The organism is Timonella senegalensis JC301 (assembly GCF_000312125.1).
GTDB lineage: Bacteria > Actinomycetota > Actinomycetes > Actinomycetales > Cellulomonadaceae > Timonella > Timonella senegalensis.
On sequence record NZ_HE978641.1, the window covers coordinates 641,703 to 665,636 of the forward strand.

General features: G+C 56.6%; 20 protein-coding genes. 14 read left to right on the plus strand and 6 right to left on the minus strand.

Annotation, left to right across the window (positions count from 1 at the left end; genetic code table 11):
- Positions 1–972 (minus strand): DUF1214 domain-containing protein, encoded by a 972-nt coding sequence (locus HGSM_RS02750; protein WP_019147209.1) that lies wholly within the window; start codon positions 970–972, stop codon positions 1–3.
- A gap of 310 nt (positions 973–1,282) precedes the next feature.
- Between HGSM_RS02750 and HGSM_RS14915 the strand changes: the two genes are divergently transcribed.
- On the plus strand, positions 1,283–3,007 hold the full coding sequence (locus HGSM_RS14915) for a SulP family inorganic anion transporter (protein WP_019147210.1): 1,725 nt from the start codon (positions 1,283–1,285) through the stop codon (positions 3,005–3,007).
- Between the two features lie 75 nt (positions 3,008–3,082).
- On the opposite strand, the gene HGSM_RS02760 is transcribed toward HGSM_RS14915, so the two are convergent.
- Both HGSM_RS02760 and HGSM_RS02765 read right to left on the minus strand, forming a co-directional pair.
- A complete protein-coding gene (locus HGSM_RS02760; RefSeq protein WP_019147211.1) occupies positions 3,083–3,685 on the minus strand; it encodes a DUF488 domain-containing protein in 603 nt (200 codons plus the stop codon).
- Positions 3,686–3,719: 34 nt separating this feature from the next.
- Positions 3,720–4,580 carry an aldo/keto reductase gene (locus HGSM_RS02765; RefSeq protein ID WP_040594544.1) on the minus strand — a complete coding sequence of 287 codons (861 nt, stop codon included), beginning with the start codon at positions 4,578–4,580 and terminating at the stop codon, positions 3,720–3,722.
- A 403-nt stretch (positions 4,581–4,983) separates the two neighbouring features.
- Here HGSM_RS02765 and HGSM_RS02770 point away from each other — a divergent pair, with 403 nt between their 5' ends.
- From HGSM_RS02770 to HGSM_RS02805, 9 genes are all read left to right on the plus strand, one after another.
- Positions 4,984–6,399 carry a polysaccharide biosynthesis tyrosine autokinase gene (locus tag HGSM_RS02770; protein WP_019147213.1) on the plus strand — a complete coding sequence of 472 codons (1,416 nt, stop codon included), beginning with the start codon at positions 4,984–4,986 and terminating at the stop codon, positions 6,397–6,399.
- 3 nt (positions 6,400–6,402) lie between these two features.
- Entirely contained in the window at positions 6,403–7,029 is a 627-nt protein-coding gene (locus HGSM_RS02775; protein ID WP_019147214.1) for an arsenate reductase/protein-tyrosine-phosphatase family protein, read from the plus strand.
- Position 7,030: 1 nt separating this feature from the next.
- Entirely contained in the window at positions 7,031–8,005 is a 975-nt protein-coding gene (locus HGSM_RS02780) for a hypothetical protein (protein WP_019147215.1), read from the plus strand.
- The gene (locus HGSM_RS02785; RefSeq protein WP_019147216.1) at positions 7,996–9,462 is read left to right on the plus strand and encodes a sugar transferase; all 1,467 of its coding nucleotides are present in this window, start codon (positions 7,996–7,998) and stop codon (positions 9,460–9,462) included. The genes HGSM_RS02780 and HGSM_RS02785 overlap by 10 nt, the downstream gene beginning before the upstream one ends.
- 328 nt (positions 9,463–9,790) lie before the next feature.
- Positions 9,791–10,822, plus strand: a complete 1,032-nt coding sequence (locus tag HGSM_RS02790; RefSeq protein WP_195891322.1) for an O-antigen ligase family protein — start codon at positions 9,791–9,793, stop codon at positions 10,820–10,822.
- A 34-nt stretch (positions 10,823–10,856) separates the two neighbouring features.
- Positions 10,857–11,879: a glycosyltransferase gene (locus tag HGSM_RS14005; RefSeq protein ID WP_230197488.1), complete on the plus strand. Its 1,023-nt coding sequence runs from the start codon at positions 10,857–10,859 to the stop codon at positions 11,877–11,879.
- A gap of 210 nt (positions 11,880–12,089) precedes the next feature.
- Complete coding sequence (locus HGSM_RS02800) at positions 12,090–13,316, plus strand: oligosaccharide flippase family protein (protein ID WP_081581277.1); 1,227 nt, start codon at positions 12,090–12,092, stop codon at positions 13,314–13,316.
- A 172-nt stretch (positions 13,317–13,488) separates the two neighbouring features.
- On the plus strand, positions 13,489–14,415 hold the full coding sequence (locus tag HGSM_RS14010) for a glycosyltransferase family 2 protein (protein ID WP_081581278.1): 927 nt from the start codon (positions 13,489–13,491) through the stop codon (positions 14,413–14,415).
- A gap of 152 nt (positions 14,416–14,567) precedes the next feature.
- Positions 14,568–15,785, plus strand: a complete 1,218-nt coding sequence (locus HGSM_RS02805; RefSeq protein WP_019147220.1) for a nucleotide sugar dehydrogenase — start codon at positions 14,568–14,570, stop codon at positions 15,783–15,785.
- A gap of 114 nt (positions 15,786–15,899) precedes the next feature.
- Here HGSM_RS02805 and HGSM_RS02810 read toward each other — a convergent pair whose 3' ends face one another.
- Both HGSM_RS02810 and HGSM_RS02815 read right to left on the minus strand, forming a co-directional pair.
- Entirely contained in the window at positions 15,900–16,874 is a 975-nt protein-coding gene (locus tag HGSM_RS02810) for an acyltransferase family protein (protein WP_019147221.1), read from the minus strand.
- Positions 16,875–16,903: 29 nt separating this feature from the next.
- Positions 16,904–17,956, minus strand: coding sequence for an LCP family protein (locus tag HGSM_RS02815; RefSeq protein WP_019147222.1), 1,053 nt, complete (start codon positions 17,954–17,956; stop codon positions 16,904–16,906).
- A gap of 184 nt (positions 17,957–18,140) precedes the next feature.
- Here HGSM_RS02815 and HGSM_RS02820 point away from each other — a divergent pair, with 184 nt between their 5' ends.
- Positions 18,141–19,472 carry a threonine/serine exporter family protein gene (locus tag HGSM_RS02820; protein WP_019147223.1) on the plus strand — a complete coding sequence of 444 codons (1,332 nt, stop codon included), beginning with the start codon at positions 18,141–18,143 and terminating at the stop codon, positions 19,470–19,472.
- A gap of 188 nt (positions 19,473–19,660) precedes the next feature.
- On the opposite strand, the gene HGSM_RS02825 is transcribed toward HGSM_RS02820, so the two are convergent.
- A complete protein-coding gene (locus HGSM_RS02825; protein WP_019147224.1) occupies positions 19,661–20,659 on the minus strand; it encodes a LacI family DNA-binding transcriptional regulator in 999 nt (332 codons plus the stop codon).
- 177 nt (positions 20,660–20,836) lie between these two features.
- On the opposite strand from HGSM_RS02825, the gene HGSM_RS02830 reads away from it, so the two are divergent.
- From HGSM_RS02830 to HGSM_RS02840, 3 genes are all read left to right on the plus strand, one after another.
- Positions 20,837–22,069, plus strand: a complete 1,233-nt coding sequence (locus HGSM_RS02830; protein WP_019147225.1) for an ABC transporter substrate-binding protein — start codon at positions 20,837–20,839, stop codon at positions 22,067–22,069.
- A gap of 62 nt (positions 22,070–22,131) precedes the next feature.
- Entirely contained in the window at positions 22,132–23,103 is a 972-nt protein-coding gene (locus HGSM_RS02835) for a carbohydrate ABC transporter permease (protein WP_019147226.1), read from the plus strand.
- Positions 23,100–23,924, plus strand: a complete 825-nt coding sequence (locus tag HGSM_RS02840; protein WP_019147227.1) for a carbohydrate ABC transporter permease — start codon at positions 23,100–23,102, stop codon at positions 23,922–23,924. Before HGSM_RS02835 ends, HGSM_RS02840 begins: the two co-directional genes overlap by 4 nt.
- The last annotated feature ends 10 nt before the right edge of the window (positions 23,925–23,934 follow it).

The following is a 23,934-nucleotide window of genomic DNA, read 5'->3' on the forward strand; positions in this document are numbered from 1 at the left end:
TTATTGCCCCTCGATCGTTGGGAAGGTCCAGGTGCCGTCCAGGACCTCTGGTCGTGGTCGGTACATCCGAACCATGTAGTTCCAGCCATCCATGATGGGCAGCACATTGCCCTCAAGAGATGACCCATCCGGCGCGTTCATGGCCTCTCCACTGAACCGCACCGTGATGGTGCCGTCCGCGTTCCGCACGCCCGTGATGTTGTTGACGCTGTATGCGCCCAGCGGGTTCTCCTGGAAGAAGCCCTCGGCGTTATACAGGGAGATGGACCAGAATCCGTCCACTGGCACATCGCCCACCACGAGCTCGTACTCGCCAACGGGAAGTCCCGGGTTGATGTTGAGGTAGTACGCCTCGGTTTCAGGCAGCCCGCCCCAACCCATGGCCGTGCCGAGGAGGTGGCGGATCGGGTCTACGTCTTCCTTGCGCCCAAAGCAGCGTTCGAGCCCGCCGAGCCCCTTGGACAGTTCCAGGAGCGCCCCGCGTACCGAGTTGAATGAGTCCTGGTCAAACGCAGGCAATGCGTACTCGCCGCCGCCCACGGAACTCAACCCAAACTGCGCCTGCAGCGCGTTGACCTCGGCTACGTCCGCTGCGTTCTCTGGGTCTACCAGGATGCGGCCCGCGGCGAGCACAAAGTTGCTGCCGAGTTCCTCGGCGGTGAGATTGTGGGTCCCTGGCTCGTGGAGAACACGGTTGATGTAGTGGTCTTCGCTCACGAGCATCACGGACACGTACCGGTCGCCCGCGTCTGGGATGGTGATGGTTGCGCCCTGGGAAACGTCGATGATTGCGGCGCTGTATAGGGTGTCGCGGTTCATGCGGATCACGGTTTGCTCGGTGATGGGCGTTGGTGTTCCGTTGTGGTTCCAGCGGTTGCTGCCGCCTGCCGCTCCGGCGATCGCCGCAAACATGCGCGCGGATTCGAACCGCACAAAGTTCTCGAACGTGACGTGCTGTGGTGACTGGGCCATTGCATACCTTCCTCTAAGTCTTATGGCCCATCATGGGCTGGCCCGCCCGCTCACCACATCACCACCAATAGATGATTTATTAACGACGATTCACCCACCTCCCATCAAGCCCCCACCTCCCGCTCGTGGTAGGCGGGGCCGGTTGCACCGGCCTGTCTCCGCCGTCCGCCCTTCTCCCGCCATCCACTCTCTCCCCTCCCCCCTCATACCCACCCTCATCCGCGGTTGATGACTTTTCGCGCCGCACACCCTCCACACCCCAGCCCGCCCCACACAATAAGTGGGAACCCATCCCTGCCTAGGAGTTTGAATGCAGAGCCTGCTGCCCGGATTGACCCGCCATAACCTGGCGCGTGAGCTTCTCGCGGGTGTGACCCTGCTGGCCATCGCTGTTCCGCTGAACATTGGTTATGCGCAGATCGCGGGCCTTCCACCCACCGCGGGCCTGTACGCGCTGATTCTGCCCACCGTGGTGTACGTGCTGTTGACGTCCTCGCGCCAGGTGGTGGCTTCGCCGGACGCAGCGGCCGCGGCCCTCGTGTTCTCTTCCCTCACTGGATTGGGCGTGGGCGGCGACGACTTCATTGCCATGGCCGGCGCTCAAGCCATCCTCTGCGGCTTGTTCCTGGGCCTCACCTCCGTGCTGAAGCTCGGCTTCCTCGCCAACTTTCTATCCAAGCCGATCCTCGTCGGCTTCGTGGCGGGTCTCGCCCTCGAGGTTCTCCTCAGCCAGGTAGCCAAAATGCTCGGCATTAAGTTCCCCGCTGACCTGGAGTTCTTCCCCAAGCTCGTGGAACTCATCAGGAACCTCAGCCACACATCCGCCGCCTCTGTCATCATGGCGGCGCTCAGCCTCCTCGCGCTCGTGGCGTTCCGCAAGTATCTACCAACTCTCCCGGGCGCCCTCATCGTCCTAGTGGCAGCCACCCTGTTCACCGTATGGCTGGGCCTCGAATCCCGCGGCGTCTCCGTGCTGGGCGAGGTCCAGTCTGGCCCTCCACAGTTCGCGTTCCCCCAGGTGGGCTGGGCTCAGTGGCTCGCACTTGTGCCATCCGCACTGGCACTCGCCCTCATCGCGATGGCCGAGGGCGTCCTCGTTTCCCGCTCGTACGCCACCCAGCGCGGCTACCAGGTCGATTCCGACAGGGACCTCCTCGCGTTCGGCGCGGCCAACGTGGCCTCGGGCCTGTCCATGTCGTTTTCCGTGGGATCCTCCACGTCCCGCACCGCCGCCATGGATCAGCTGGGCTCTCGCACCCAACTCCCGAGCCTCGTGATGGCCGCCGGCGCGTTCGTCCTCCTGCTCGTGGGCACCGACGTCCTCGCACAAATCCCTTCACCCGCGATCGGCGCGGTCGTGGCCATGGCGGTCCTCGGCCTCCTCGGAATTTCCGAGTTCAAGGAAATCAAGAGCCTCTCCACCTACGAGTTCGCCATCGCCGTGGCCTGTCTGCTGGGCGTCCTCGTGCTCGGCCCGCTGCGCGGCCTGTTCCTGGCGTTCATCCTCGCGCTCATCAACCTCGCCCGCCGCGCCGCGAGCCCCGAGGTCGACGTCCTCATCTCCGGAAACAGCACCGATCCGACTACCAGCACCAGCACAAACACCAGTCACGCTGACACCAGCACCACCACCCCCGGCTTCCATTCCGCCCCAGTCCTCGCTGACCCGGCTGCCAACAGCTCCACCGCCGACGTTGCTGTCCTCCGCTTTGCCGCCCCGTTGTTCTTTGCCAACGGCCAAGTCTTCACCGACAGGGTTGCCCAACTAATCGCCCAGCGCGACCCTCAGCTGCGCGCGCTCGTCCTGGACATGGAGGCCATCACCGACATCGACGTCACCGGCGCCGAGTCCCTAACCCAGGCCCTCGACGCCCTCGCCGCCGCCAACGTCCAGCTCGCCGTGGCCCGCCTAAGGCCGGGCCTCCGCGCCCGCCTCACCAAGTTCGGCCTCCTCACCGACGTCCCAGAGTTCCCCACCAACCGCGAGGCCCTCATTGCCTTGCGCCAACCGGAATCCTCCTCCACCGCCAACTGATTTCACGCGGCCTGCCGCATTTCCCAGCCCCATCTCACCCCATCGTGCTCGTCATAAGCCCGAGGTATCGCTGGTTTACCTCACCGGATACTCAATCCGCTTTCCCTCCACCCGCGCACCTGCACTCAACTCGGCAGCCACAGCCTTACCTGGCCCCATAAGGTGCTTGACCTCAAGGCCCTCCACACCCAGTAGATAGTCGGACACTATTCGCCGGTGGCATCGCCACCACACTGCTTCCGCGCACATGATCGCAACGGCAGGTGCTCCATCGCAGCCAACCGATTCGCCACCCGCCGATTCACCACCAGCAGTGTCGCCACCTGCCGCCTCCACCAGCCCAACAAGTTCCGCCAGCCCATGCTCAAACTCTTCAGACGACAGCGCCCAGTCGGCGTAGTTGTGGAAGCTTCGGTTTTCCCACCAGGCATTAACCTCGTCCGGCACGTCCTTGCTGACACCACGGCGTCCCGCTAGACCCTCGATCCTGCGATGCTCAATGCCCACATCCTTAAGGGCCGCCGCCAGCGCATCCGCGTTGAACCAGGGGTACCGGTTGGATCCCGGTAGTCTGCGCACGTCGACCAGGGTTTTCACGCCAAACTCAGTCAGCAGCCCTAGAAATTCACCGATCTCGCGGTTCGAGTGCCCAACTGTGTATACAGGTCCACGCCTCATGACACCTCCATATGCCGACCCGCTGCCTCAGGCCCTAGAATTCCTCGTAGACCGTGGGGTCCTGCCCTTTCATCCGCCCGTCAACTCGGCCCAACCCGGTAATCGCCGAAATCTCTTCATCACTGAGCGAGAACCCAAACACATCCAAGTTCTCCCTCTGCCGCTGCGCCGAGGACGACTTTGGAATAGGCATCGCCCCGCGTTGCGTGTGCCAGCGCAGCACTACTTGTACGGGCGTCACCCCGTGCGCTGCAGCAGCTTCCGTGATCACTGGTTCCGACACCATGGCACCCATCCGCGCGAGCGGACTCCACGCTTGAGTGATGATCCCTTTGTCCGTCCCGTACGCCAGCAGTTCTTCCTGCGGGAAGTATGGGTGCAGCTCGATCTGGTTGACCTCCGGGAGCACCCCGGTCTCCGTGCGGAGCCGTTCAAGGTGCTCTACGGCAAAGTTGCATACGCCAATGTGCTTGATCAGTCCGTTTTCTTTGGCCTGTATCAGGGCGCGCCACGCGCCTACATACTTATCTGCGACAGGGTTGGGCCAGTGGATGAGGTACAGATCGATGTGCTCGAGTCCCATGCGGTAGAGCGACTCTTCCACTGTGTAGAGCGCTTGGTCGTGCTCGTGCCGGCGGCCGGGGAGTTTTGACGCCACGATGATGTCGGATCGTTTGGCGATCCCTTCGTCCACGATCTGGCGCACTGCCCTACCTACGGCCCCCTCGTTTTCATAGTTGAACGCAGAGTCGAACTCCCGGTATCCCACTTTGGCGGCCTGGACCATGGATGCCACACCCTCACGGCCATTCAGTTTGTATGTGCCTAGCCCGATCTGTGGCATGGTAAGCCCGGAATGGGATGTGAATGTCGGAGTGTTCGGCGCGAGATTCATGATTGCCAACTTTCTGTGGGCTGAACGGACGGTCCATTCCATCTTCGCCCGCGTAACCGAATCTGTCTCTAGCCAGCAAAAACCTACCGTTTGGAAATAATTCAACGGCTAAACAGCGGGTGAATTCTGCATTTCCCGGCGTGACCATCACAACATTGCACTTAAGACCGTTTTATGTGTGGGCAATGGCCGCGTTTGTCCGGTTCTGTACACCCAACTCGTCTCTACCAGCAGTAGCATGCGGCTCTCCCTCTCGGTCGGCGCCACATTCTGCTCTCAGCCGCCAGATAATGCGTGAAGACACGCGGGGCAGTAGTCCTTGGGCTCATCTAACGGGGTACCTAGGTATGACATTATTCTTAGCGGGAACTGAGTGTGTTACTACCTGAGAGATACATATAACGTGGAATTGCGCGATTACATCCGAATTTTGCACAAGAGTTGGGCGCTGATCGTAGCGGCCACCCTAGCTGGCCTAGGGTTGGGAGCTCTCGCCTCAATTCTCGCGACCCCTCAGTACGAGTCCAAGACGCAGCTGTACGTTTCTGTTCGCTCGGACAACTCCGCTACCGGTGACCTCGTTCAGGGAACCAACTTCGCCCGCCAGATTGTGGGATCCTACGTTGACGTCATCAAGACCAGCGTGGTCCTCGACCCAGTCATCGAGCAGCTCAACCTCGACATGACTAGCGGCGAACTTGCCCAATATGTGACGACCAGTTCTCCGTTGAACACGGTCCTCATCAACATCTCGGCCACCAGTTCGGACGCTGAGCAGGCCGCCCAGATCGCTAACGCGGTCGGAGCGAGCTTCAAAGAAGTAGTTCAGACCAAGCTCGAGGTCACCAACGCTGATGGCAAGAGCCCGGTTCAGTTGACCACCACGCAGAAGGCGGTTAAGGCAACGACGCCAACCTCGCCTAACACTAAGATGAACCTCGCGCTCGGCCTGCTGGTTGGCCTTGCACTCGGCGTCGGTGCTGCGATCCTCCGTTCTGTTCTGGACACTCGCATTCACTCGCTGCACGACATCGAGCAAATCACGGACAAGCCTCTCCTGGGTGGAATCGCGTTCGACCCGGAGACTAAGACCCGTCCACTCATCGTGCACGCAGACCCACGCAACCCTCGCGCGGAATCCTTCCGTTCGCTCCGTACCAACTTGCAGTTCCTAAACGTTGGCGGCGGCACCAAGTCATTTGTGGTCACTTCCGCTGGCCCATCCGAGGGTAAGTCAACCACCTCAGCAAACCTTGCGATCTCACTCGCGGAGACTGGTGCACGCGTCGTCCTCATCGAGGGTGACCTCCGCCTGCCAAAGGTCTCCGAGTACATGGGCATCGAGAGCGGTGCCGGTCTGACCGACGTCCTCATCGGCAAGGCTGAACTCGCAGACGTCATGCACCGCTGGGGCCGCGGACAGCTCTACATGCTGCCTGCAGGCCGCGTACCGCCAAACCCTTCCGAGCTCCTCGGATCACTCGCCATGGACCGCGTGCTCGAACAGCTCAACGGCCAGTTCGACTACGTCCTGATCGATGCGCCTCCGGCACTACTCGTGACCGACGCAGCGGTGGTTGGCAAAAAGACGTCCGGCCTCATCATGGTCGTCGCCTCGGGCTCCACCAAGAAGCAGGGATTCGAGGCTGCCGTCCGCACGCTTGAGACCGCCGGGACCAACATCCTCGGCGTCATCGTCACCATGCTCCCAACCAAGGGCCCAGACAGCTATGGCTACGGCTCATACGGGTACGGAGTTGAGGAAGTGGAGTCGTCTAAGGCCTCCAAGCGAAAGTCAGCCAAGGGAAAGCGCAGGTAACCAATGTCTGAGAAGTTCACGATTCTGACTGTGTGCACCGGAAACATCTGCCGTTCTCCTCTGGGTGAGCAGCTGCTCGCCCTCGGTTTGGCAAATGTGCCAGAGGTTCACGTTGAGAGCGCTGGCACTCAGGCACTCGTAGGCAAGGGCATGACTGAGCAGTCACAAGCCATTGCTTCATCACTCGGTGTGGCTCACCCCGAAACCCATGCAAGCCGCCAGGTGACCGAGGATATCCTCGACCAAGCTAACCTCATTTTTGCAATGTCGCGGGAGCACCGCCGCGCGATCGTCGAGTTGAACCCTCGGGTTTCCAAGCGAGTCTTCACCATCCGCGAGTTCGCACGATTGGCCCAGGGAACCTCAACTGCCGATCTTGCAGCGGAGTTTGCGCCAGGTCCCTTCGGTGGAGGCGTTGACACCTCAACCATTGGCCGCTTGAAGACCGCCGTTGCCGCAGCCTCCGCAAGCCGCGGCATGGTTCCACCTCCCGCGGACCCCGAACTCGACGATGTCATCGACCCGTACCGCCAGAGCCAGGACGTGTATAACCGTTCTGCGCGCGAGCTGAAGCCGGCCGTGGACACCACGGTTCAGTTCCTCCAAACGGCACTGACAATCGAGGTGTGACGTGGCCAGGAAACCTAAAGGTCCTCGCAAGCCAAGCTCTGTAAGCTCTAAGACGCTTGCAGCGCTCCTCTCGATCTTCGCTGTTGTAGTTCTTGCTATCTCAGCAGTTGCAATCAAGGGCACCACAGACAAGGAAGGCGACGGCTTCCCAACTGTCGCCGGCGGGTCCTCGCCAACCCCCACGGTTGAGGACTCCAGCGAGCCTGCTGATGAACCTTCCGATGAGCCAACCACGGAAGAGACCGAAAAACCCAAACCACTTGAGCTGATCCCGCCAAAGCGGATCATTGCAACGGTAAACAGTGACCTGATCATTCGTGCCACCGTGGCATCGTGCGATTCCAACACCAAGTTCGAGATTTCGCAGGATGGCGGTGCCACCTGGACAGTTTCCGAGGCTATCGAAGCCACGGGTGCGACCAAGGCGCTTCGCATTATTCCTACTCGCGCCGAACTCATCCAGTTGGTCTCACTTAACGCTGACTGCGAACCTCAGTTGATCCGCACGGAGAACCAGGGCGACTCATGGCTCGCACCCATCGGAGCAACTGGTGCCTGGTACCTCGACCCCGCCCAACCAACGTCCCTTGGCGGCCCAGACGGTCGGCTCGACATCGGTTGTGAGGCCGTGAACCTCGCAGCAATCGCTGACCGTGCGGCTGTCCTATGCTCCGACGCAACGATCATCACCAGCACCGACCGCGGTGTGTCCTGGTCCGAGCCAGTCAACGCGCCGAACGTCACCTCGATCGGCCTCTCCGACGACTCCTACGTAGTCTCGCTCGGCAATGCCGACGAATGCGTTGGCGTGCAGGCAGCGTCCTTCAACGGAACCAAGATCGGAACGCCTGGCGCTTGCCTCGAGCGCACCGTAAAGTCCGGCGACACCGCCATCGCGCAGACCGGTGACACCGTGCTCGCTTGGTCCGGAAAAGACTTCTCTACTTCAATTGATGGTGGCAAGACATGGCAATAGTCGAGAAAACGGCAGTTAGCGGAACGCGTACAACCTGGCAGCGCATCTACGCACGCCGGCTGACGATCTCTGATCTGCTCGTCATAGTCGTTTCGGTAGTTGGAGCGCAGTTAATTCGGTTTGGCAGTACTTCACCAGGCGTGGAGCTAAACCCTGAAAGAGGGCTCAGCCTCACTCTGAGTTACTACTCTCTTTCCTTGCTGCTCATTCTGGGCTGGATGCTCGCTCTGCACGTCTTTGATACCCGCGACTCAAAGGTGATCGGCACTGGCCCTCTTGAATACAAGCTCATCGTCGACACGACCATTCGAGTCTTCGGAATCCTTGCGATCCTCTCACTGGTTTTCAAATCAGACATTGCACGTGGCTACTTGCTTATCGCATTCCCTGCCGGACTATTCCTCCTCCTCCTTTCACGGTGGACCTGGCGAAAATGGTTGCACCAACAACGCAAGCAGGGCCTGTTCATGCACCGAACAGTCGTAGTTGGAGAGCATGAAAAGTTACTACATGTGACAAGCCGAGTCACCAAGGACTCCTTCGCAGGGTTTGAGATCGTAGCCGCAGTGACCTCGCCTTCTGAGTACGAATCTATCGGAACTAATCTCGGCCCTGTTTATGACTACAGTCAAATTCTGGATGCGCTGGACGAGACGGGCGCTGACACAATAATCCTCACTAGCTCAGACGTACTCAGCCCAAAAAAGATGCGTCGACTTGGGTGGGCGCTTGAGGATCGAAATGTTGAACTGGTCGTTGCGCCGGCATTGACAGATATTGCTGGCCCACGCATTCACACCCGGCCAATCTCTGGTCTTCCTCTCCTCCACATCGAGTACCCGAAACTGGCCGGGCGGCAGTATTTTTCCAAGCGTGTCTTTGATATTCTCGGATCTTTGGCTCTGATTCTCGTACTATCTCCTGTGCTTGTAGGAGTTGCACTCGCGGTCAAACTCACCAGCCCAGGACCCGTTATGTATCGCCAGGAACGGATCGGACTGAATGGCCAACCATTCAAGATGCTGAAGTTCCGCTCCATGATCCCAAATGCGGATTCACAGCTAGCGGCGCTGCTCGCACAGCAAGGGACCGCAGACAAGCCGCTCTTCAAAGTTGAGAACGATCCTCGGATCACGCCCGTGGGCAGGTTTATCCGCAAATACTCTCTCGATGAACTTCCTCAACTATTCAACGCGCTTTCTGGTTCGATGAGTTTGGTCGGCCCTCGTCCACAAGTAGAGGCGGAAGTGGCGTTGTATGACCAGTGGGCCCATCGACGTCTACTAATGAAGCCTGGGCTCACGGGCCTTTGGCAAGTAAGCGGCCGATCCAACCTTGATTGGGAAGACGCTATCCGGCTTGACCTATACTACGTTGAAAACTGGTCCATGGTGAATGACCTCATTCTGCTGTATCGCACAGTCAAAACCGTCATTCGTCCCGACGGCGCTCATTAGGCACACCTAATGCAACCACTAGCCTCGGTCTCGAATCGAACTGGAAACTGAGAGAAGCTAATTGCAAACTACAGTCGAACTCATAATTGCTGCAGCATCACTCATAACCTTAATTACATCGTATCGGCAAATAGCGAATTACATCAACGACGCGCGTGACACATGGATGTCAATTGCACTCTTTTTTCTTGTCGTTGGAGGCATGCTATCGGATACAGTGTGGCTAGCGAACTCACAAGTATTTCGACTGACAATTCTCGCTGGGTTTGCTGCGTCTCTGCTGATCTCTATCTCAGTGAAGTCCACTCGGCCCTACCCTCTTGTGACCTTGACGCCGATCGTATGGGGAAGCCTACTCTGGGCAGAGTTGTTCCTTGTAAATGCTCTCCGCTCTGCAGAGGCCACGGGCACGGTTGATGCGCTTGTGCGGCTGGCACCCGGCGTTCTTTGGGTCATGCTGCTTTTGACGTGGAAATCCTCGCCAATTGACAAGCGGCTACTCGCGTCTGTTGCCATGACTGGGATATCGCTAGTAGGTCTGCTAACCCTGATCACACCAGAAGCATGGCGCGCATGCGATATTTTCAAATGCGGCCAGTTTGGTGGAATGCTTACAGGACCGTACACCTCGGAGAACTATGTCTCTCTGCTTCTAACCGCCACCACTGCACTATATGTAGTTGCGTACGGCTACCGTAGTTCGCTCCCACAAGTCACCTTAGCGATCCTATGGCTGCTCGCAACGGAGTCGAGAACAGCGCAGAATGCCCTTCTTGCTATTCTTGCAATCGCGATTTGCTATACCCTATTATCCAAGGCAGTCAAGACGGATTTCTGGTCGGGTCGCTTCCTGTGGTTCGCAGCATATAGAGTTTTGCCATTCGCTATGATTGCTCTCGCAATACTTCTAGCCATGACGGCTACACCGAGCACATTTAGCAATCGTGGCAACATTTGGATTTCTGCAGTTGAACTCACGAAACAAAACCCAGTTTTCGGTTGGGGAATCGACCAGTGGGAAATCTTTCAAGCTGCAGGCTACGTACCGTCCCATTACCCTCACTCAACATACTTATTGATCGCTTTCTCGGGCGGTGCAGTTGCAGTGGCAATTTTCTACTTCTTTATAAGTTCATCGATCCGCTCGCACTTTCGGGCTTCAGATTCAAGCATCCTCAATGCTGTGCCCGCTGTAGCTTTCATGATCGTGTGTCTTCTGGAAATCGCATGGAATCCTTTGGCCATTGATGGCACAAGCTGGATTCCACTTACCCTAGTCGCACTTAAACTGCCTTCTACCCGTGAACAGCCGTACGGTTCTTCAGATCAAACGCTTGGAGCACTCCTTGACCCGCGTTAATTTTTTGATAGACAGCCTATCCAACATTTTGGGAATGGAAAGAGCTTTCCTAGAAACCGTACAAACCCTTAGGTCAGCAGGTATCAACGTTCGAATCCTTACGTTGGATGGCTCAGGCAGTGACGAAAACGTACCGATCCCGACACAATCAAGCGGCCTGCGCATTGCGCTGCGACCGCGAATCCTACGCAAATGGCTACAACAGCACACCGAGCCTCACGAGATCATAGTACTTTGTGGGGTCTGGACTGCTGTGCCAGCTCTATACCTCGGGCGCCTTCCACGCCGAACCATTGTCTGGGAGCACTCAATTGCTCCAAATCGATGGAGCACTGCCTCAGCCGGCCTAAAGACACTAATTATGATCGCTCGGTATGCCTACCGGAATGCAGAAAAGGTCGTCACAGTCAGCCCTGCGATCGCACATCACCTTGTTAGTTCCTTAAGCATGCCGGGCGCCAAGGTAACCGTAATACCAAATCCCACGCCAGTTGGAACTCTTCCGTTACGGAAGCCCAGAAGGCACGCCCCACTACGCGTCCTAAGTGTTGGGGCACTAAGTCCGGTTAAGAATGCACAACTTTTGTTTGACGCGTTGAAACTTGTTGACACTCCCGTCAGCCTACGCGTTGCGGGAGATGGGCCATTACGCAGGTCACTCGAAGAGATAGCCAAGACACTTCCACCGATCCACACAGTTACGTTCCTGGGCTATGTCCCCCAGGACGCGCTATCTGATGAGTACCATCAGGCAGACATACTGGCACATACCTCCCTTAGTGAAACCTTCGGGTACGTCCTGTTCGACGCGGCTGCGCACGGCGTCGACGTGCTAGCTCTTGACTACCCAATAATGGACCAACTGATCGACTCTACAATTATTCCAGGCACCAAAGCTAAAAATGATGCGTCGAGCGTCGCAAGCGCTCTTGCTATGCTTGCAAATTCGCCAACAAGCGTCGCTGATCAGGAAGTCGCATTTCGAAATCGAATGACCTTCTGCGGACCGTCATCTATCGTTGAGCGTTGGACCGAAGTCCTCGGCGTGAGCTACTAAACGCGGATCAATCAGTCAAATATTTCGAGATCCGGAAACTATCGACTTAGTCGAAATAGCCCGCACTCAATAGAGTTCCTTGCTCACTCGCCCACTAGCAGAAAAGTCCAAGAGAGCGCTTAGACGGCGGCAATTGGAACCAAGTCCAGATCCTTATGGTCCAAACCGATTCTATCGAAATACCCTACCGAGGAGCAGGGCAGCCTACCAATGACTAGATCCTCTTTCATTCACAATACAGTTGTCTCTGGCTTGGGGCAGTTTGGAAAAATCGCAATCCAAGCAGTGTACTTCATCGTCCTTGCACGAGCCCTAGGGCCTAGCGAGTATGGCATATTTGCTGCTATCGCAGCAATCGCTGCAATGACAGGACCATTCAGTTCGCTTGGCACGTCCACTTTACTTGTTCGGAATGTATCTCGAGACAAAGAAAGTGCTGCATCTCAATGGACACTTGTGCTCCTAGTGTCGACTGTTACCGGCCTATTTCTGGTGATGGTACTGGTTCTGCTCGTGCCCGCGCTGGCCCCCACTGGAACCTCGATACAAGTGGCATTAGCAATTTTGGTGGCTGATATCCTTGCAGGAAGACTCGTTGAAACTGCCGGAATGGTAGCCCAGGCACAGGAGCGGATGGGTCGTCTGGCTCTATACCCAGTCCTTTTAAATCTGCTCAGGCTGGCGGCGATCACCAGCCTCATTGTCTATTTTGACGATGATTTTACCCTTACCCAATGGGCATGGTTGTATGCTGCGGCGTCAATCTCCATGGCGATCTTTGCCGTTACTGAAGTCTCTATCAATACTGGAATAGCTAAACCTGATCTTGCTCGATATCGACGTGAATGGAAGGACGGGCTCTACTTCTCCATTGGCCTTAGTGCTCAATCGGCATACAATGACATCGATAAGACAATGCTTGGAAGGATCAATAGTGCGGAGGCAACAGGCGTCTACTCCGCAGGTTTCCGCATCGTCGACATGGCATACACTCCGATTCGCGCGATGGCTGCTGCGTCATTCCCGCGCTTCTTCAAAGTTGGCGCTCGTGGCCAACGTGAGATGCTGAAGTTCGTGAAGAGACTAGCGGCCCCCGCGATCGGCTACACCCTTCTGGCGGGAGTTGGCCTGCTGTCACTTGCTCACGTTGTGCCACTCCTACTTGGACAAGAGTATGGTGAAGCTGTTTACGTCATCCAGCTTTTGGCGCCCCTTCCATTGCTGAAGGCCCTCACGTTCCTCGCGGCTGATGCACTTGCAGGCCTCAACCGCCATAGAGCAAGGTCGACATCTCAGGTCACATTGGCATTCGTTAATATTGGCCTCAACCTGGTCCTTCTTCCGAAGTACGGGGTAACCGGCGCGGTTGCATCGACATTGATTACTGAAATTATTCTGGCAACACTTTTGTGGTTCTTTTTGCTTCGACGAAGGTGACCTGATCAGACATTTTTAGCCACTCACCACAACAGAATTCATCTGTAGCAGTTTCAGCGAAAAGTGATATCAACCGTTGCCGCTATCGGAGAACCACTAAAAGGCAGGGTTCCAAACCCGTTTAAATGCCCACATACATTTTCTCAGAACTTCGAGCCTAAAGTAGGAAAGAATGACCCAATCATCCACAGCGATTTCTGTCATCATCCCAACAACCGGACGAGCTTCGTTGAGTGCTGCAGTTGCATCCGTTCGAGCTCAAGAGCTCGCTGGCGCTCATGTTCAGTTGATCGTAGTAGTTGACTCGTTGGACGGGTTGATTCCAGATGACTGTCCGACTCCGGATCTGCTTCTTTTTACATCCGGCGGCAAGGGAGGCGGGTATGCGCGGCAACTGGGAACAGGCGCGGCTACTGGCGAGTATATTTCTTACCTTGATGACGACGATGTCTGGCTACCACAGAAACTCCAGAAGCAACTTGATTTCCATCGGGCTCAACTAAATGAAAGACTGGTATTAGGGTGCCAACTCACACAGGATTGGGGCAACCAATCAAGTGTTGCCATACCTCTACGAGGAATTTCTGGGAATGAACGGATCGAGGACTACCTCTTCCGAAATAGATCACCAAAGCTTGGTCGAAACTCACTTTTTACTTCGACCATCTTTCTCCGTACTGATCTTGCTCAAAGAGTCGGTTGGAACCCTGATCTGCCCAGACACCAAGATTGGGATTTCCTGTTTCGTCTGCAGGAACACGAGTCAGCTGTCTTCTCACATGTGGCAGAGGTTCTCGTCCGTGTATTTCCTGATTCGGAAGGTTCCATTTCTGCGTCTTCTGATTGGCAGTCGTCACTCAACTGGTATCTGAAGACCAAAGACGCTTGGAACACCAACACTCGAGTTGACTTCCTCGTATCCCAGACCCTCAGATATGCACTGCAATCGAGGTCCATGATCGGAGCCGCGCATACCGTGCGTGAGGTCGCGCGAACAAGGTCGGTCCCCTCTTTTGGGAACCTACTTACTGGAATGGGTGGCATTCTACCGAAAGCACGGGCCATGAGACTTCTAGAGTTGGTAGGTCGTAAGAAGTAGATCGAGATTGCGTGAGCGCAAGTGTAGCGATTGCCAAAATTTATGGCGCGCAACCGACGTCTCTCGCGCGCTTTCTGCGTTAATTCATATTGTTAGAGTAAGCACGTTCCAGAAACTAGATTTCATTGGAGCGCGCACTTGAATGGAGAGTCATGAGAATTGCAGTCGCAGGCACCGGCTACGTCGGTTTGTCATCAGCAGTTTTGCTAGCACGAGCCAACAGTGTAGTTGCCGTTGACGTCGTACCTGAGAAAGTTCGCCTTTTGTCGGAAGGCTCCTCGCCGATCCACGACCCGGAGATATCCGCTTATCTCGCTAGCCCTGAACTGAAGCTTGAGGCCACGCTCAACGGTTCCGACGCATACCGCAGTGCGGACCTAGTAATTGTAGCGACCCCTACCAACTACGATCCCGATCGGAATTTCTTCGACACTCATCACGTTGAGGAAGTGGTCCAACTTGTGCTCGAGGTCAACCCTGAAGCAACAATCGTTATCAAGTCCACAGTTCCGGTTGGCTATACCGAAGGGCTAACCGTCCGCTTCCCAAGCGGACGATTCTTGTTTAGCCCTGAGTTTCTGCGAGAAGGAAGGGCGCTCTACGACAACCTGCACCCCTCTCGAATCATCGTGGGTCTTCCTAGCAAGTTCGTTGGTGATGATTACATGCGTGCAGAAGCTCACAAGTTTGTTGAACTCCTCTCGTCTGCAGCACTCGACGTGAAGCCTCCCACCATGGTCATGGAGGCCACTGAGGCCGAAGCGGTTAAGCTTTTCTCAAACACTTACCTTGCATTACGCGTCGCTTACTTCAACGAACTCGACACCTATGCCGGGATTCGCGGACTCGATGCCGGCAAGATCATCGAAGGGGTCGGATACGACCCCCGTATTGGGTCACACTACAACAATCCATCATTTGGTTACGGCGGATACTGCCTACCAAAGGACACGAAACAGTTGCTTGCCAACTACCAAGATGTCCCCCAAAACCTAATTGGGGCCATTGTTGAAGCGAATGTGACCCGCAAGGACTTTGTTGCAAGTGAAATACTAAAGCGGCTTGAGTTTAGTGCAGAACATGCGAGCGAAAAGGTGGTCGGCATATATCGCTTAACCATGAAGACTGGTTCAGATAATTTCCGAGAATCCTCAATCCAAGGAGTTATGAAACGACTCAAGGCTAAGGGTGTGCGCATTGTTATTTTCGAGCCAGCGTTAGAGGCGAACGACTTCTTCGGTTCAGAAGTCACCCAAGACCTTGGGTATTTCAAAGCACTCGCCGACGTAATCATCGCGAATCGAGCGAGCGAAGAGCTTATGGATGTCGAAGAAAAGGTCTACACTCGCGATATCTTCAAGCGCGACTAAGGTCAACTTTTTGGTGGGGTGGAGACGGTTCAGTCCACCCCACCATGAGACAACCGATCTGTAACCTCGCAATCACTTCATGTCCAACAAGCGATTGCGAAGGTTGACGCTGCATCATGCCGGCTGCAAGTTGGCCCTTGGATTGAGCGTGGACTTCGCTCCCGTAGTGATGCACCAAGCCCACGGAACCCTCCGCAACAGAATCACCCCAGCCACCGGGAGCGCCACACTTAAGATGAACTGAACAGTTTGTGCAACTCCCAAAGGAGCCAAAAGCCATAGAACTACGGCGTGGCCAAGCACAACGGCTAAACCTTCAACTGCGAAGGTTGTGATGGCTCGTTGAGACTTAGGTCCGGATCGTTCCCCAATGGCGCTGCAAATACGCACGAGTGAAATGCAAATGGTGGCGGACGCAAAAACTGACAGAAGTGGCGTTCCAAAATCCCCACCCTTTATATCAAGCGGCTCAATGAGACGAGTTACAAAAGCAAATAGCGCTAAGACCAATGCACCCAGCCATGCACCTAAACCACACATCTGATCGACCCTATAGCTCGCCGCAAGGTGTCCGAATCCAATAAATGAAAGCGAAGGCAACACGAGCCCTATCCCAAGTGGGATGGCGCTCAACGCTTCGGGGGAGATCCATGCGAACACAAGGCCAAGCCCGGCTAGCGTAACCGTTGCCGTTGGTGTTTTGCTGACCCCCCTGTACAAGATAGCCGCGGCGGCCAACGTCGTCACGAACCAGAACGCGGAGAATGGCCGTCCAAGGTTCCCACCTCCCAGGATAAGCGCAACGAAGTTTTCTGTAGTCAACTTTCCTGTGACGCCCATCAGCAATAGATAGGGCAATGAAAGCAGGCTAAGCCACCATAAATACGGCTTTAAGAGACTCCGCCATCGAGCGCGGAGTTCACCTTCGAAAGAGCGTTGCGGGTTCCACAGATATCCTGTAAGGAAAAAGAAGACCGGTACGTGCCAACTATAGAGCAACGCCCGAACCAATTCAGAAGACCAAACGTGGCCAGCGACAATGGCGATGATTCCAAGAGCTCGCACATAGTCAATCCCATTTATTCTCATCGTTCCTCCTTAGCGCCAAGCGAGGACTACTAGTAGCCTTCCGACTCCAAGTAGTCCACAAGCTTGTCTTCGCGCAGGGCGGCAGCGATGTTATCTAGCCCGGCCCAGTCAGGTCGAACCACGGATGCCTTACCTTCGGTCCCCGTGCCGAGGGTTGGTGAGGTGAAGAACGTAATGTCGTCGGAGCGAACGTCCTTCATGGAAACACCGAGCTTTGCCAGGAACGTTGAGGTAAGCCCTTCATCCACGGTGAGGTATGGAGCAAAGGCTTCCACGGAGTCCGCGATCTTGCCTGGGCTCGTGAGCGTGTCCTTGGAGAGGACCTGCTTAATGACGCTCTTCACGTAAAGTTGTTGGTTGGCCACGCGGGAGTAGTCGCCGTCGGCAAAGGCATAGCGCTCACGTACAAACTGCAGTGCGTGCTCGCCAGTCAGCGTGATCTGCCCTGCGGGGAAGTGCGTGTTGCCGTGGTGCGAGGTGAACTCGCGCGGGTTATTAATCTGCACCCCACCGAGAGCATCGGTCAGGCCCTTGAAACCCTCGAAGTCGATGATCGCAACGTGGTCGATACGGACGTCGATGATGTTCTCAACCGTTTGGATTGTGAGTGGCACTCCCCCGAGAGCCATTGCAGCGTTGATCTTGTTGTAGCCGTGGCCTGGGATCTCAACCCAGTTGTCACGCATGATCGACATTACTTGGACGGACTGACGGTCCGAAGGAATGTGCGCAACCATGATGGTGTCTGAACGGTTTCCACCGATGTCTTCAATATCGCTTCCAATTTCACCGCGGGTGTCCGAGCCGAGGAGAAGAATGTTCAACGCCTCGTTTTTGGTTTCCTCGGGGCGATCAGCCGGCTCAGGAAATACGGCTTCTGGCGCGAGCTTCTCGGCCTGGTTGAAGCTGTTGTTCAGCGTCAGACCGTACCAAGCGACAGCTCCACCACCTACAAGCAAGACCGCCACAAACGTCCACAGGACGACAAGAGGCCAACGCTTCTTGTGCTGCTTGCGCTCGTGAGCGCGTGGACGTGAGGCGGGAGCGGGTGATTGCTCAGGAAATGGGGAGTTTTCAGTCACCCGGCTATTGTTCCATAGGAGACATCTGCCCATGAAGAGGCTTCACAAAGTGACCACCAACGCCACATTAACTAGCCTCCTATCAGCTGTGACTACAGGGCGGGATGCATGCGAAAATATCCGAGATGCCACCACCCCAGGCGCCGACTCTCCCACCACACTGTGAATCCCACAAGGACGACCCATGCCCACAATCGCGGACACCCCCGCCGGAAAACGGAACGCATTTGCGCACTTAGGCGCACTATTGCTGGATGCCGGCTACGCCGTAACAGACGTACACATGGCGCTTGGCAAGGTTGCCGAGAAGACCGGCCACCCCGAAATGACATTCGCGATCCTTCCGCAGACCGTCATGGTGTCTGACGAACCCAGTGGCGCAGCCACTGTGGTCAACGCCACTGGCGCTGAACTGCCATTCCGCACCACTGCGCGCGTGAGTGCGCTGGTGCGGAAGCTCGCTACCGGCAAGGTTCCGGTCAGTGGGTTCTCCAAGCGCATCCAGACCATCCGCGATGAGGCTGTGGCTCCCGGGCTGTGGGCCGTGTCGGTTGGATCCGGGCTGCTCTCGGCAGGGCTGGGAATGCTCTTCAGGATTCCATGGTGGTCCGTAATTACGGCTGCCATTCTTGGCGTGATTATTGGTCTGGTCATCTACGGCGCAGGCCGAGTCCGCGGTGCGGGAACCATCATCACGTTCGTGATCGCGTTCTGCTCCACGTTTGCTGTGGGGCTACTGGCCTCGACATTGGACTTGGGGCCCATACCGCTGTTTGCGGTGTGCGCGCCATTGGCAGTACTGGTGCCAGGAGCAACCATCACAAATGGGCTGCTGGAACTGAGCTCGACGGATATGGTGACTGGATCGTCGAGACTCATGTATGGCGTGCTGGTACTGGGCTTCATGACCACCGGAATTGGCGCAGCAGCCCGGGTCACCGGGCTGACCATCAACTCACACGGAGCCACCCTACTAGGCGACGTACACGGACTCGGCGCACTCGGTGAACGGCGAGGGCTGGCTGACTTTGACGGACTCGGGATGTTGGGCGGACTCGGCATGCTCGAGGAACTGCCACCGCTGTGGGTGTCCTGGATCGGGGTAGTCGGCGTAGCCATGGGAATCAGCCTGGCCTTCGGCGCCGGACGAATGCTCACCCTCCTCTCCATCCCCGCCATGATGCTGACCTACGCGGGCATCACCATGCTGAGCCCCTGGATCGGATCGATCGGCGCTGCAGGAGTAGTAGCGTGCGTATTCTTCTTCCTGGCCCGCGGGCTGGAATGGCGAGTGCCGCGAGCACCGGCAATCGTGACGTTCCGGCCGGCATTCCTACTGCTGGTGCCCGGAGTTGTGGGACTCGTGGCACTGACAACCTTTGATGACGCTGCGCTCATAACCGCGCTGGGGACTTTCCTGAGTCTGTCCATCGGGACAAAGACCGGGGCTGTGCTCGCGGACCTCATGTTCAGGCATGAGGCGGTCATGCAGGATGAGATTGGGTTGAGGGTCTAGCTAGAGTACTCGGCTGCAAAACTTAGGACTCGGTCCTGCAAATAATGCTTGCGAATAGAAATGCGTTCGAGCAGGTCAAGACACTATTAGAGCAGACACCCGCAAATAGCTATGTGACCACCTGCAAATTGTTGAGGCTGGAAGGTGGGCAGGAACATCGAGGATCTGGGCCAAAACCAGGTATCCACTCAGCGGGTGGACGCCCTCTCCACCAGGTTCACTGTGCTGACAATGTGCTCGGGCGGCATGTTGTTGTAGCCGTGGGCAATGCGCTCCTGGAGCAGGCGGAAAATATGCTCAACCATGAGCTCGCGATCGGGATCGATGCTGGAGAGGGACGGCCGCACAATCTCGGACATTTCAAGGTTGTCAAAGCCCACTAACTGCACGTCTTCGGGGACCCGCAAGCCGGAATCAAGGACTGCTGCAAGAGCACCAAAACCTACCGAATCTGTGATGGCAAAGACACCATCGAACTCCATCCCCGATTCGATCACTCGGCGCATCGTGTCGTAGGCAACGTCAGGCTCGTACTGTGGAACGTGGACGGCCAACCCAGGGTCACAATCCAAGCCAGCCGCGGCGTACGCGCGCTGCCAGCCCCGGGTCCTCATCCCACCCATGCCGTTGTCAGCGGTGGGGTCCGCGGCGCCGAACATAATCACCCGACGCGCGCCCGTGCGGAGCATGTGTGCGACCGCCAACTCGGCCCCAGCCGTGTTTCCCATCATCACGTGGTCGAAGCGTTCGGGCATATCCTGTTCCCCTAAGAGCACCACGGGAATACCCAAGTCCAGTTTGTCGATCTGGGCGCCAGTCAACCCAACGGAACTGAGCACAACGCCCGCGTAAGAGTTGAGCGGGAAAAGGGAAATTGCTTCGAGTTCATGCTCAGCTAGGGCGTTACTCTGCTCCACCACGAGGTGCAATCCCGAGCCAGAAAGTTTTTCGGAGAATTTGGCTGCCAGTTCACCAAAGTAGGTGTGATCGAATCGGGGGATGATCATGGCCACGGTGTTTGAGGTGCCTTGGCGCAGGCGCCTGGCATTGATGTTCATACGGTATCCGGACTGCTCAACGGCCTGCAGTACCCGCGCACGCGTCTCCGCGTTCACTTTAGGCTTGCCGTTTAAAACGTTAGACACGGTCATAACCGATACGCCAGCCAGTTCGGCAACATCGCGCATCTTTGTCACTCAACACCTCCCGGCTCAATGGTGACGAGTCTATATCGAATTTGAACAGCCGTTGACACGCCCGTAACTGTGATGCAAGACTCTCCCCCAAGAGGTTTAACGTTACAACTCGATAAGGGAATTGAGTCGTGGTTAGGCCCACTCGAGAGGAAACAAGGGAGTTTCACCATGAAGAAAACAGTCCTGAAACTGGGAGCAGCCGTGCTCGCTGCAAGCCTCGCACTCGCCGGCTGCGCGGACCCAGACAGCGGCAAAACCAAGGTCACGTTCCTGTCATGGACCGGCGAAGAACAAATGAAACCGATCCTCGAAGCGTTCCACGCAGCCAACGAGGATATCAAGATCGAGGCGTCCTACTCGCCTCCAGTGGCCGAGTACATCCAAACGCTCCAGACGCGCGTTCTGTCCGGAACCGCGCCCGACGTGTTCGTGATCGCCGCCGAAAACAAGACCAACCTGCTTGACGGCGGTCACGTCATCGATCTGTCTGGTGAGCCCTACATTTCAAAGGTCGAGTCATTCAACACCGAAACCTACGGCCGCGACGGTAAGGCCTATGGCTTGTCCGTCTCCTCCTGGGCAGCCGGTTACATGTACAACGAAGACCTACTCAAGCAGGTCGGCTACGACACCTTCCCCACCACCTGGGACGACTTCCTCGTCATGAGCAAGAAGCTGCAGGACGCCGGAATCAAGCCATTCCTCGAATCCGTAGACCAGATGCCTACCACACTGTCCGCGTGGATCGGCGCCAAAACCAACACCATGGACGGCAAGCTCGACGACAAAATCTTCAGCGGCGAGACCACTTTCGCGGCAGAGTGGACCCCCTACCTCGAGCAATACAACCGCATTTACACCGAGGGCCTCGTGTCCAAGGACGTGGTTGGCCTCGACGGCGACATGATTCGCGACGAATTTGCTAACGGCCGTGTGGCCGTCATGAACGCAGGACCCTGGGTAATTAACGCCCTCCGCGAGTCTTCACCCGACTTGAAGTTTAAGTTCGCCCTAGTTCCAGGTGTAGATGGCGGCGAGCCTTTTGCAGCCGGCGCTGCATCACCTGGCTATGCCATCAACTCCAAGTCAGACGAGACCAAGCAAGCCGCAGCCAAGAAGTTCCTCGAGTTCCTTGCATCCAAGGAAGGCGTCCAGATCTTCCACGAGCAGACCCGCGACGTCACCGTCACTGACGACTTCGAGCCAGAGGTCGATCCAGCGTTCGAGCCACTCGCCTCCTCGATCCGCAACGGCCAGCTCTACCTTCCGATGATCGCGTGGCAGCGCTCTGAGGACATCCTCAATGTTGAGGCCGTCGCTCAAATCCAGCGCATGATCCAAGGGGAAATCACTCCTGCAGAGGTTGCAAAGGCAATGGACACGAAGCTCGCTGGTTCGTGATTCATTGACGCTGGGCAGCGACACCTCGGGTCGCTGCCCAGCCCCATTTTCAAAGGAGAAACATGGCTCTGCTCACCATGGATGCCGCCAAGAAATCAGCCACCAGCGGCACCTCAAACAAACCGCGGCGCGGACTTGCTCGCAGTACCTCTGGCGGATGGAAGCAGGTTGCAGGCAACCAGGCCTTCCTGATCCCCGCAATCGTAGTCTTCATCTTCCTGTTCGTCATTCCGCTCTGCCAGACCTTCTACTGGAGCCTGACGGACTTCACCGGCTACTCCACAGACGCCAACTTCATTGGTCTCAGCAACTACAAGATCATCATGACGGACCCGTCCATGCTGGCTGGCCTCGGGTTTACCCTGCTATTCGGTGTGGGCACAACACTGCTGGTAACGCTGCTTGCGATCCCGCTGGCAGTCCAGCTCAACAAGGTGTTCTTTGGCCGAAACCTCGTGCGGTCGCTGTGGTTCTTCCCCGCGATCCCGTCCATGGCGATCCTCGGACTGGTATGGCGATACATTCTCTCCCCACTGGAATCAGGCGTTCTCAACTCGACCCTGCATGACCTGTTCGGGATAAACGCGCTACCTTGGCTCTCTGACAACACTCTCGCTCGACTCAGCGTGATCATGGTGGGCGTATGGGGCGCGACAGGCTGGCACGCGGTTCTCTACACCGCTTACCTTCAATCCATTCCGGGTGACATATACGAGGTGGCCCGAGTTGATGGAGCCAACGCGCGGCAGCAGTTCTTTGGCCTGACACTGCCGCTCCTGACGCCGGCGATCGTAGTCTCAACGTTCCTCTTGATGACAGGCGGACTCAAGGTGTTCGACCTGCCATACACACTGACGAATGGTGGCCCCGGCTTTGCCACCTACACACTGACCCAATCCATTGTGGTTTCCGGAGTGAGCCAAGGTCGGTACGGGCTGGCTTCCGCGCTCGCCGTACTCTTCACAATTGCCGTGGCACTCCTTGCGTTCGGCCAGCTGGCGCTCACCAAGATGATTGAGAGGAAGTTCGTATGACAAAGGCACCTTGGCGCCGGATCACACTCAGCATCGCGATGATCCTGCTCGCCCTGTTCATAGCGATTCCGCTCTACTACATCGTGGTCAATACGTTCAAAACCCAAGGAGACATGGTCTCAAGCCCTCTGGGAATCCCAACCAAGCCATTCCTGGGGAACTACGCCGAGGTCCTCACCGATCCGCGCATCTACAAGTCGTTTCTCAACACTCTGTATGTGACAGTGATGTCCGTGGTCCTCCAGCTCATGGTGGGTGCCATGGCTGCGTATGCAATGCTCATGCGCACGAGCAGAACCAATAAGATCATCGCCAACGTGCTGCTCATCGGGTTCATTGTCCCGGGACAGTCGACTCTGATTCCCCTGTACAGGACACTCGTGGGATTCAATCTGGTGGACAGTCTCAACGGACTGATCGTCATGTACATGGGTGGTTCGATCTTCTGCTACTTCCTGATCCAGGGATATATGAAAACCCTGCCGTTCGAGATCGTAGAAGCTGCGCGCATCGACGGGGCTTCAACGGGTCAGATCTTCCTGCAGATAGTTCTTCCACTGATCAAGCCGATCCTGATCACCGTGGGAGTCTTCCAAACCATGTGGGTATGGAACGACTTCCTGCTTCCCACCGTGTTCATCTCCTCCCCATCAAAGAGAACCGTGGTGCTGCAGGTATACAACGCAGTATCCGAGTTCACCACCAACTGGCCGATGTTTATGACCGTATCTGTGGTCGCACTCATCCCGATGGTTGTGTTCTTCATCTTCGCTCAACGGCACATTGTGAATGGACTGTTGGCCGGAGGCGTGAAGGGCTGATAATAAGCCG

What these genes read in the sequence shown, in the direction of transcription:
- HGSM_RS14915 (WP_019147210.1), top strand. Translation starts at nt 1,283, where the DNA reads ATGCAGAGCCTGCTGCCCGGATTGACCCGCCATAACCTGGCGCGTGAG.
- HGSM_RS02840 (WP_019147227.1), top strand. Translation starts at nt 23,100, where the DNA reads ATGACAAAGGCACCTTGGCGCCGGATCACACTCAGCATCGCGATGATC.
- HGSM_RS02760 (WP_019147211.1), bottom strand. Translation starts at nt 3,685, where the DNA reads ATGAGGCGTGGACCTGTATACACAGTTGGGCACTCGAACCGCGAGATC.
- HGSM_RS02810 (WP_019147221.1), bottom strand. Translation starts at nt 16,874, where the DNA reads ATGAGAATAAATGGGATTGACTATGTGCGAGCTCTTGGAATCATCGCC.
- HGSM_RS02775 (WP_019147214.1), top strand. Translation starts at nt 6,403, where the DNA reads ATGTCTGAGAAGTTCACGATTCTGACTGTGTGCACCGGAAACATCTGC.
- HGSM_RS02800 (WP_081581277.1), top strand. Translation starts at nt 12,090, where the DNA reads ATGACTAGATCCTCTTTCATTCACAATACAGTTGTCTCTGGCTTGGGG.
- HGSM_RS02805 (WP_019147220.1), top strand. Translation starts at nt 14,568, where the DNA reads ATGAGAATTGCAGTCGCAGGCACCGGCTACGTCGGTTTGTCATCAGCA.
- HGSM_RS02825 (WP_019147224.1), bottom strand. Translation starts at nt 20,659, where the DNA reads ATGCGCGATGTTGCCGAACTGGCTGGCGTATCGGTTATGACCGTGTCT.
- HGSM_RS02765 (WP_040594544.1), bottom strand. Translation starts at nt 4,580, where the DNA reads ATGAATCTCGCGCCGAACACTCCGACATTCACATCCCATTCCGGGCTT.
- HGSM_RS14010 (WP_081581278.1), top strand. Translation starts at nt 13,489, where the DNA reads ATGACCCAATCATCCACAGCGATTTCTGTCATCATCCCAACAACCGGA.
- HGSM_RS02785 (WP_019147216.1), top strand. Translation starts at nt 7,996, where the DNA reads ATGGCAATAGTCGAGAAAACGGCAGTTAGCGGAACGCGTACAACCTGG.
- HGSM_RS02750 (WP_019147209.1), bottom strand. Translation starts at nt 972, where the DNA reads ATGGCCCAGTCACCACAGCACGTCACGTTCGAGAACTTTGTGCGGTTC.
- HGSM_RS02835 (WP_019147226.1), top strand. Translation starts at nt 22,132, where the DNA reads ATGGCTCTGCTCACCATGGATGCCGCCAAGAAATCAGCCACCAGCGGC.
- HGSM_RS14005 (WP_230197488.1), top strand. Translation starts at nt 10,857, where the DNA reads ATGGAAAGAGCTTTCCTAGAAACCGTACAAACCCTTAGGTCAGCAGGT.
- HGSM_RS02820 (WP_019147223.1), top strand. Translation starts at nt 18,141, where the DNA reads ATGCCCACAATCGCGGACACCCCCGCCGGAAAACGGAACGCATTTGCG.
- HGSM_RS02830 (WP_019147225.1), top strand. Translation starts at nt 20,837, where the DNA reads ATGAAGAAAACAGTCCTGAAACTGGGAGCAGCCGTGCTCGCTGCAAGC.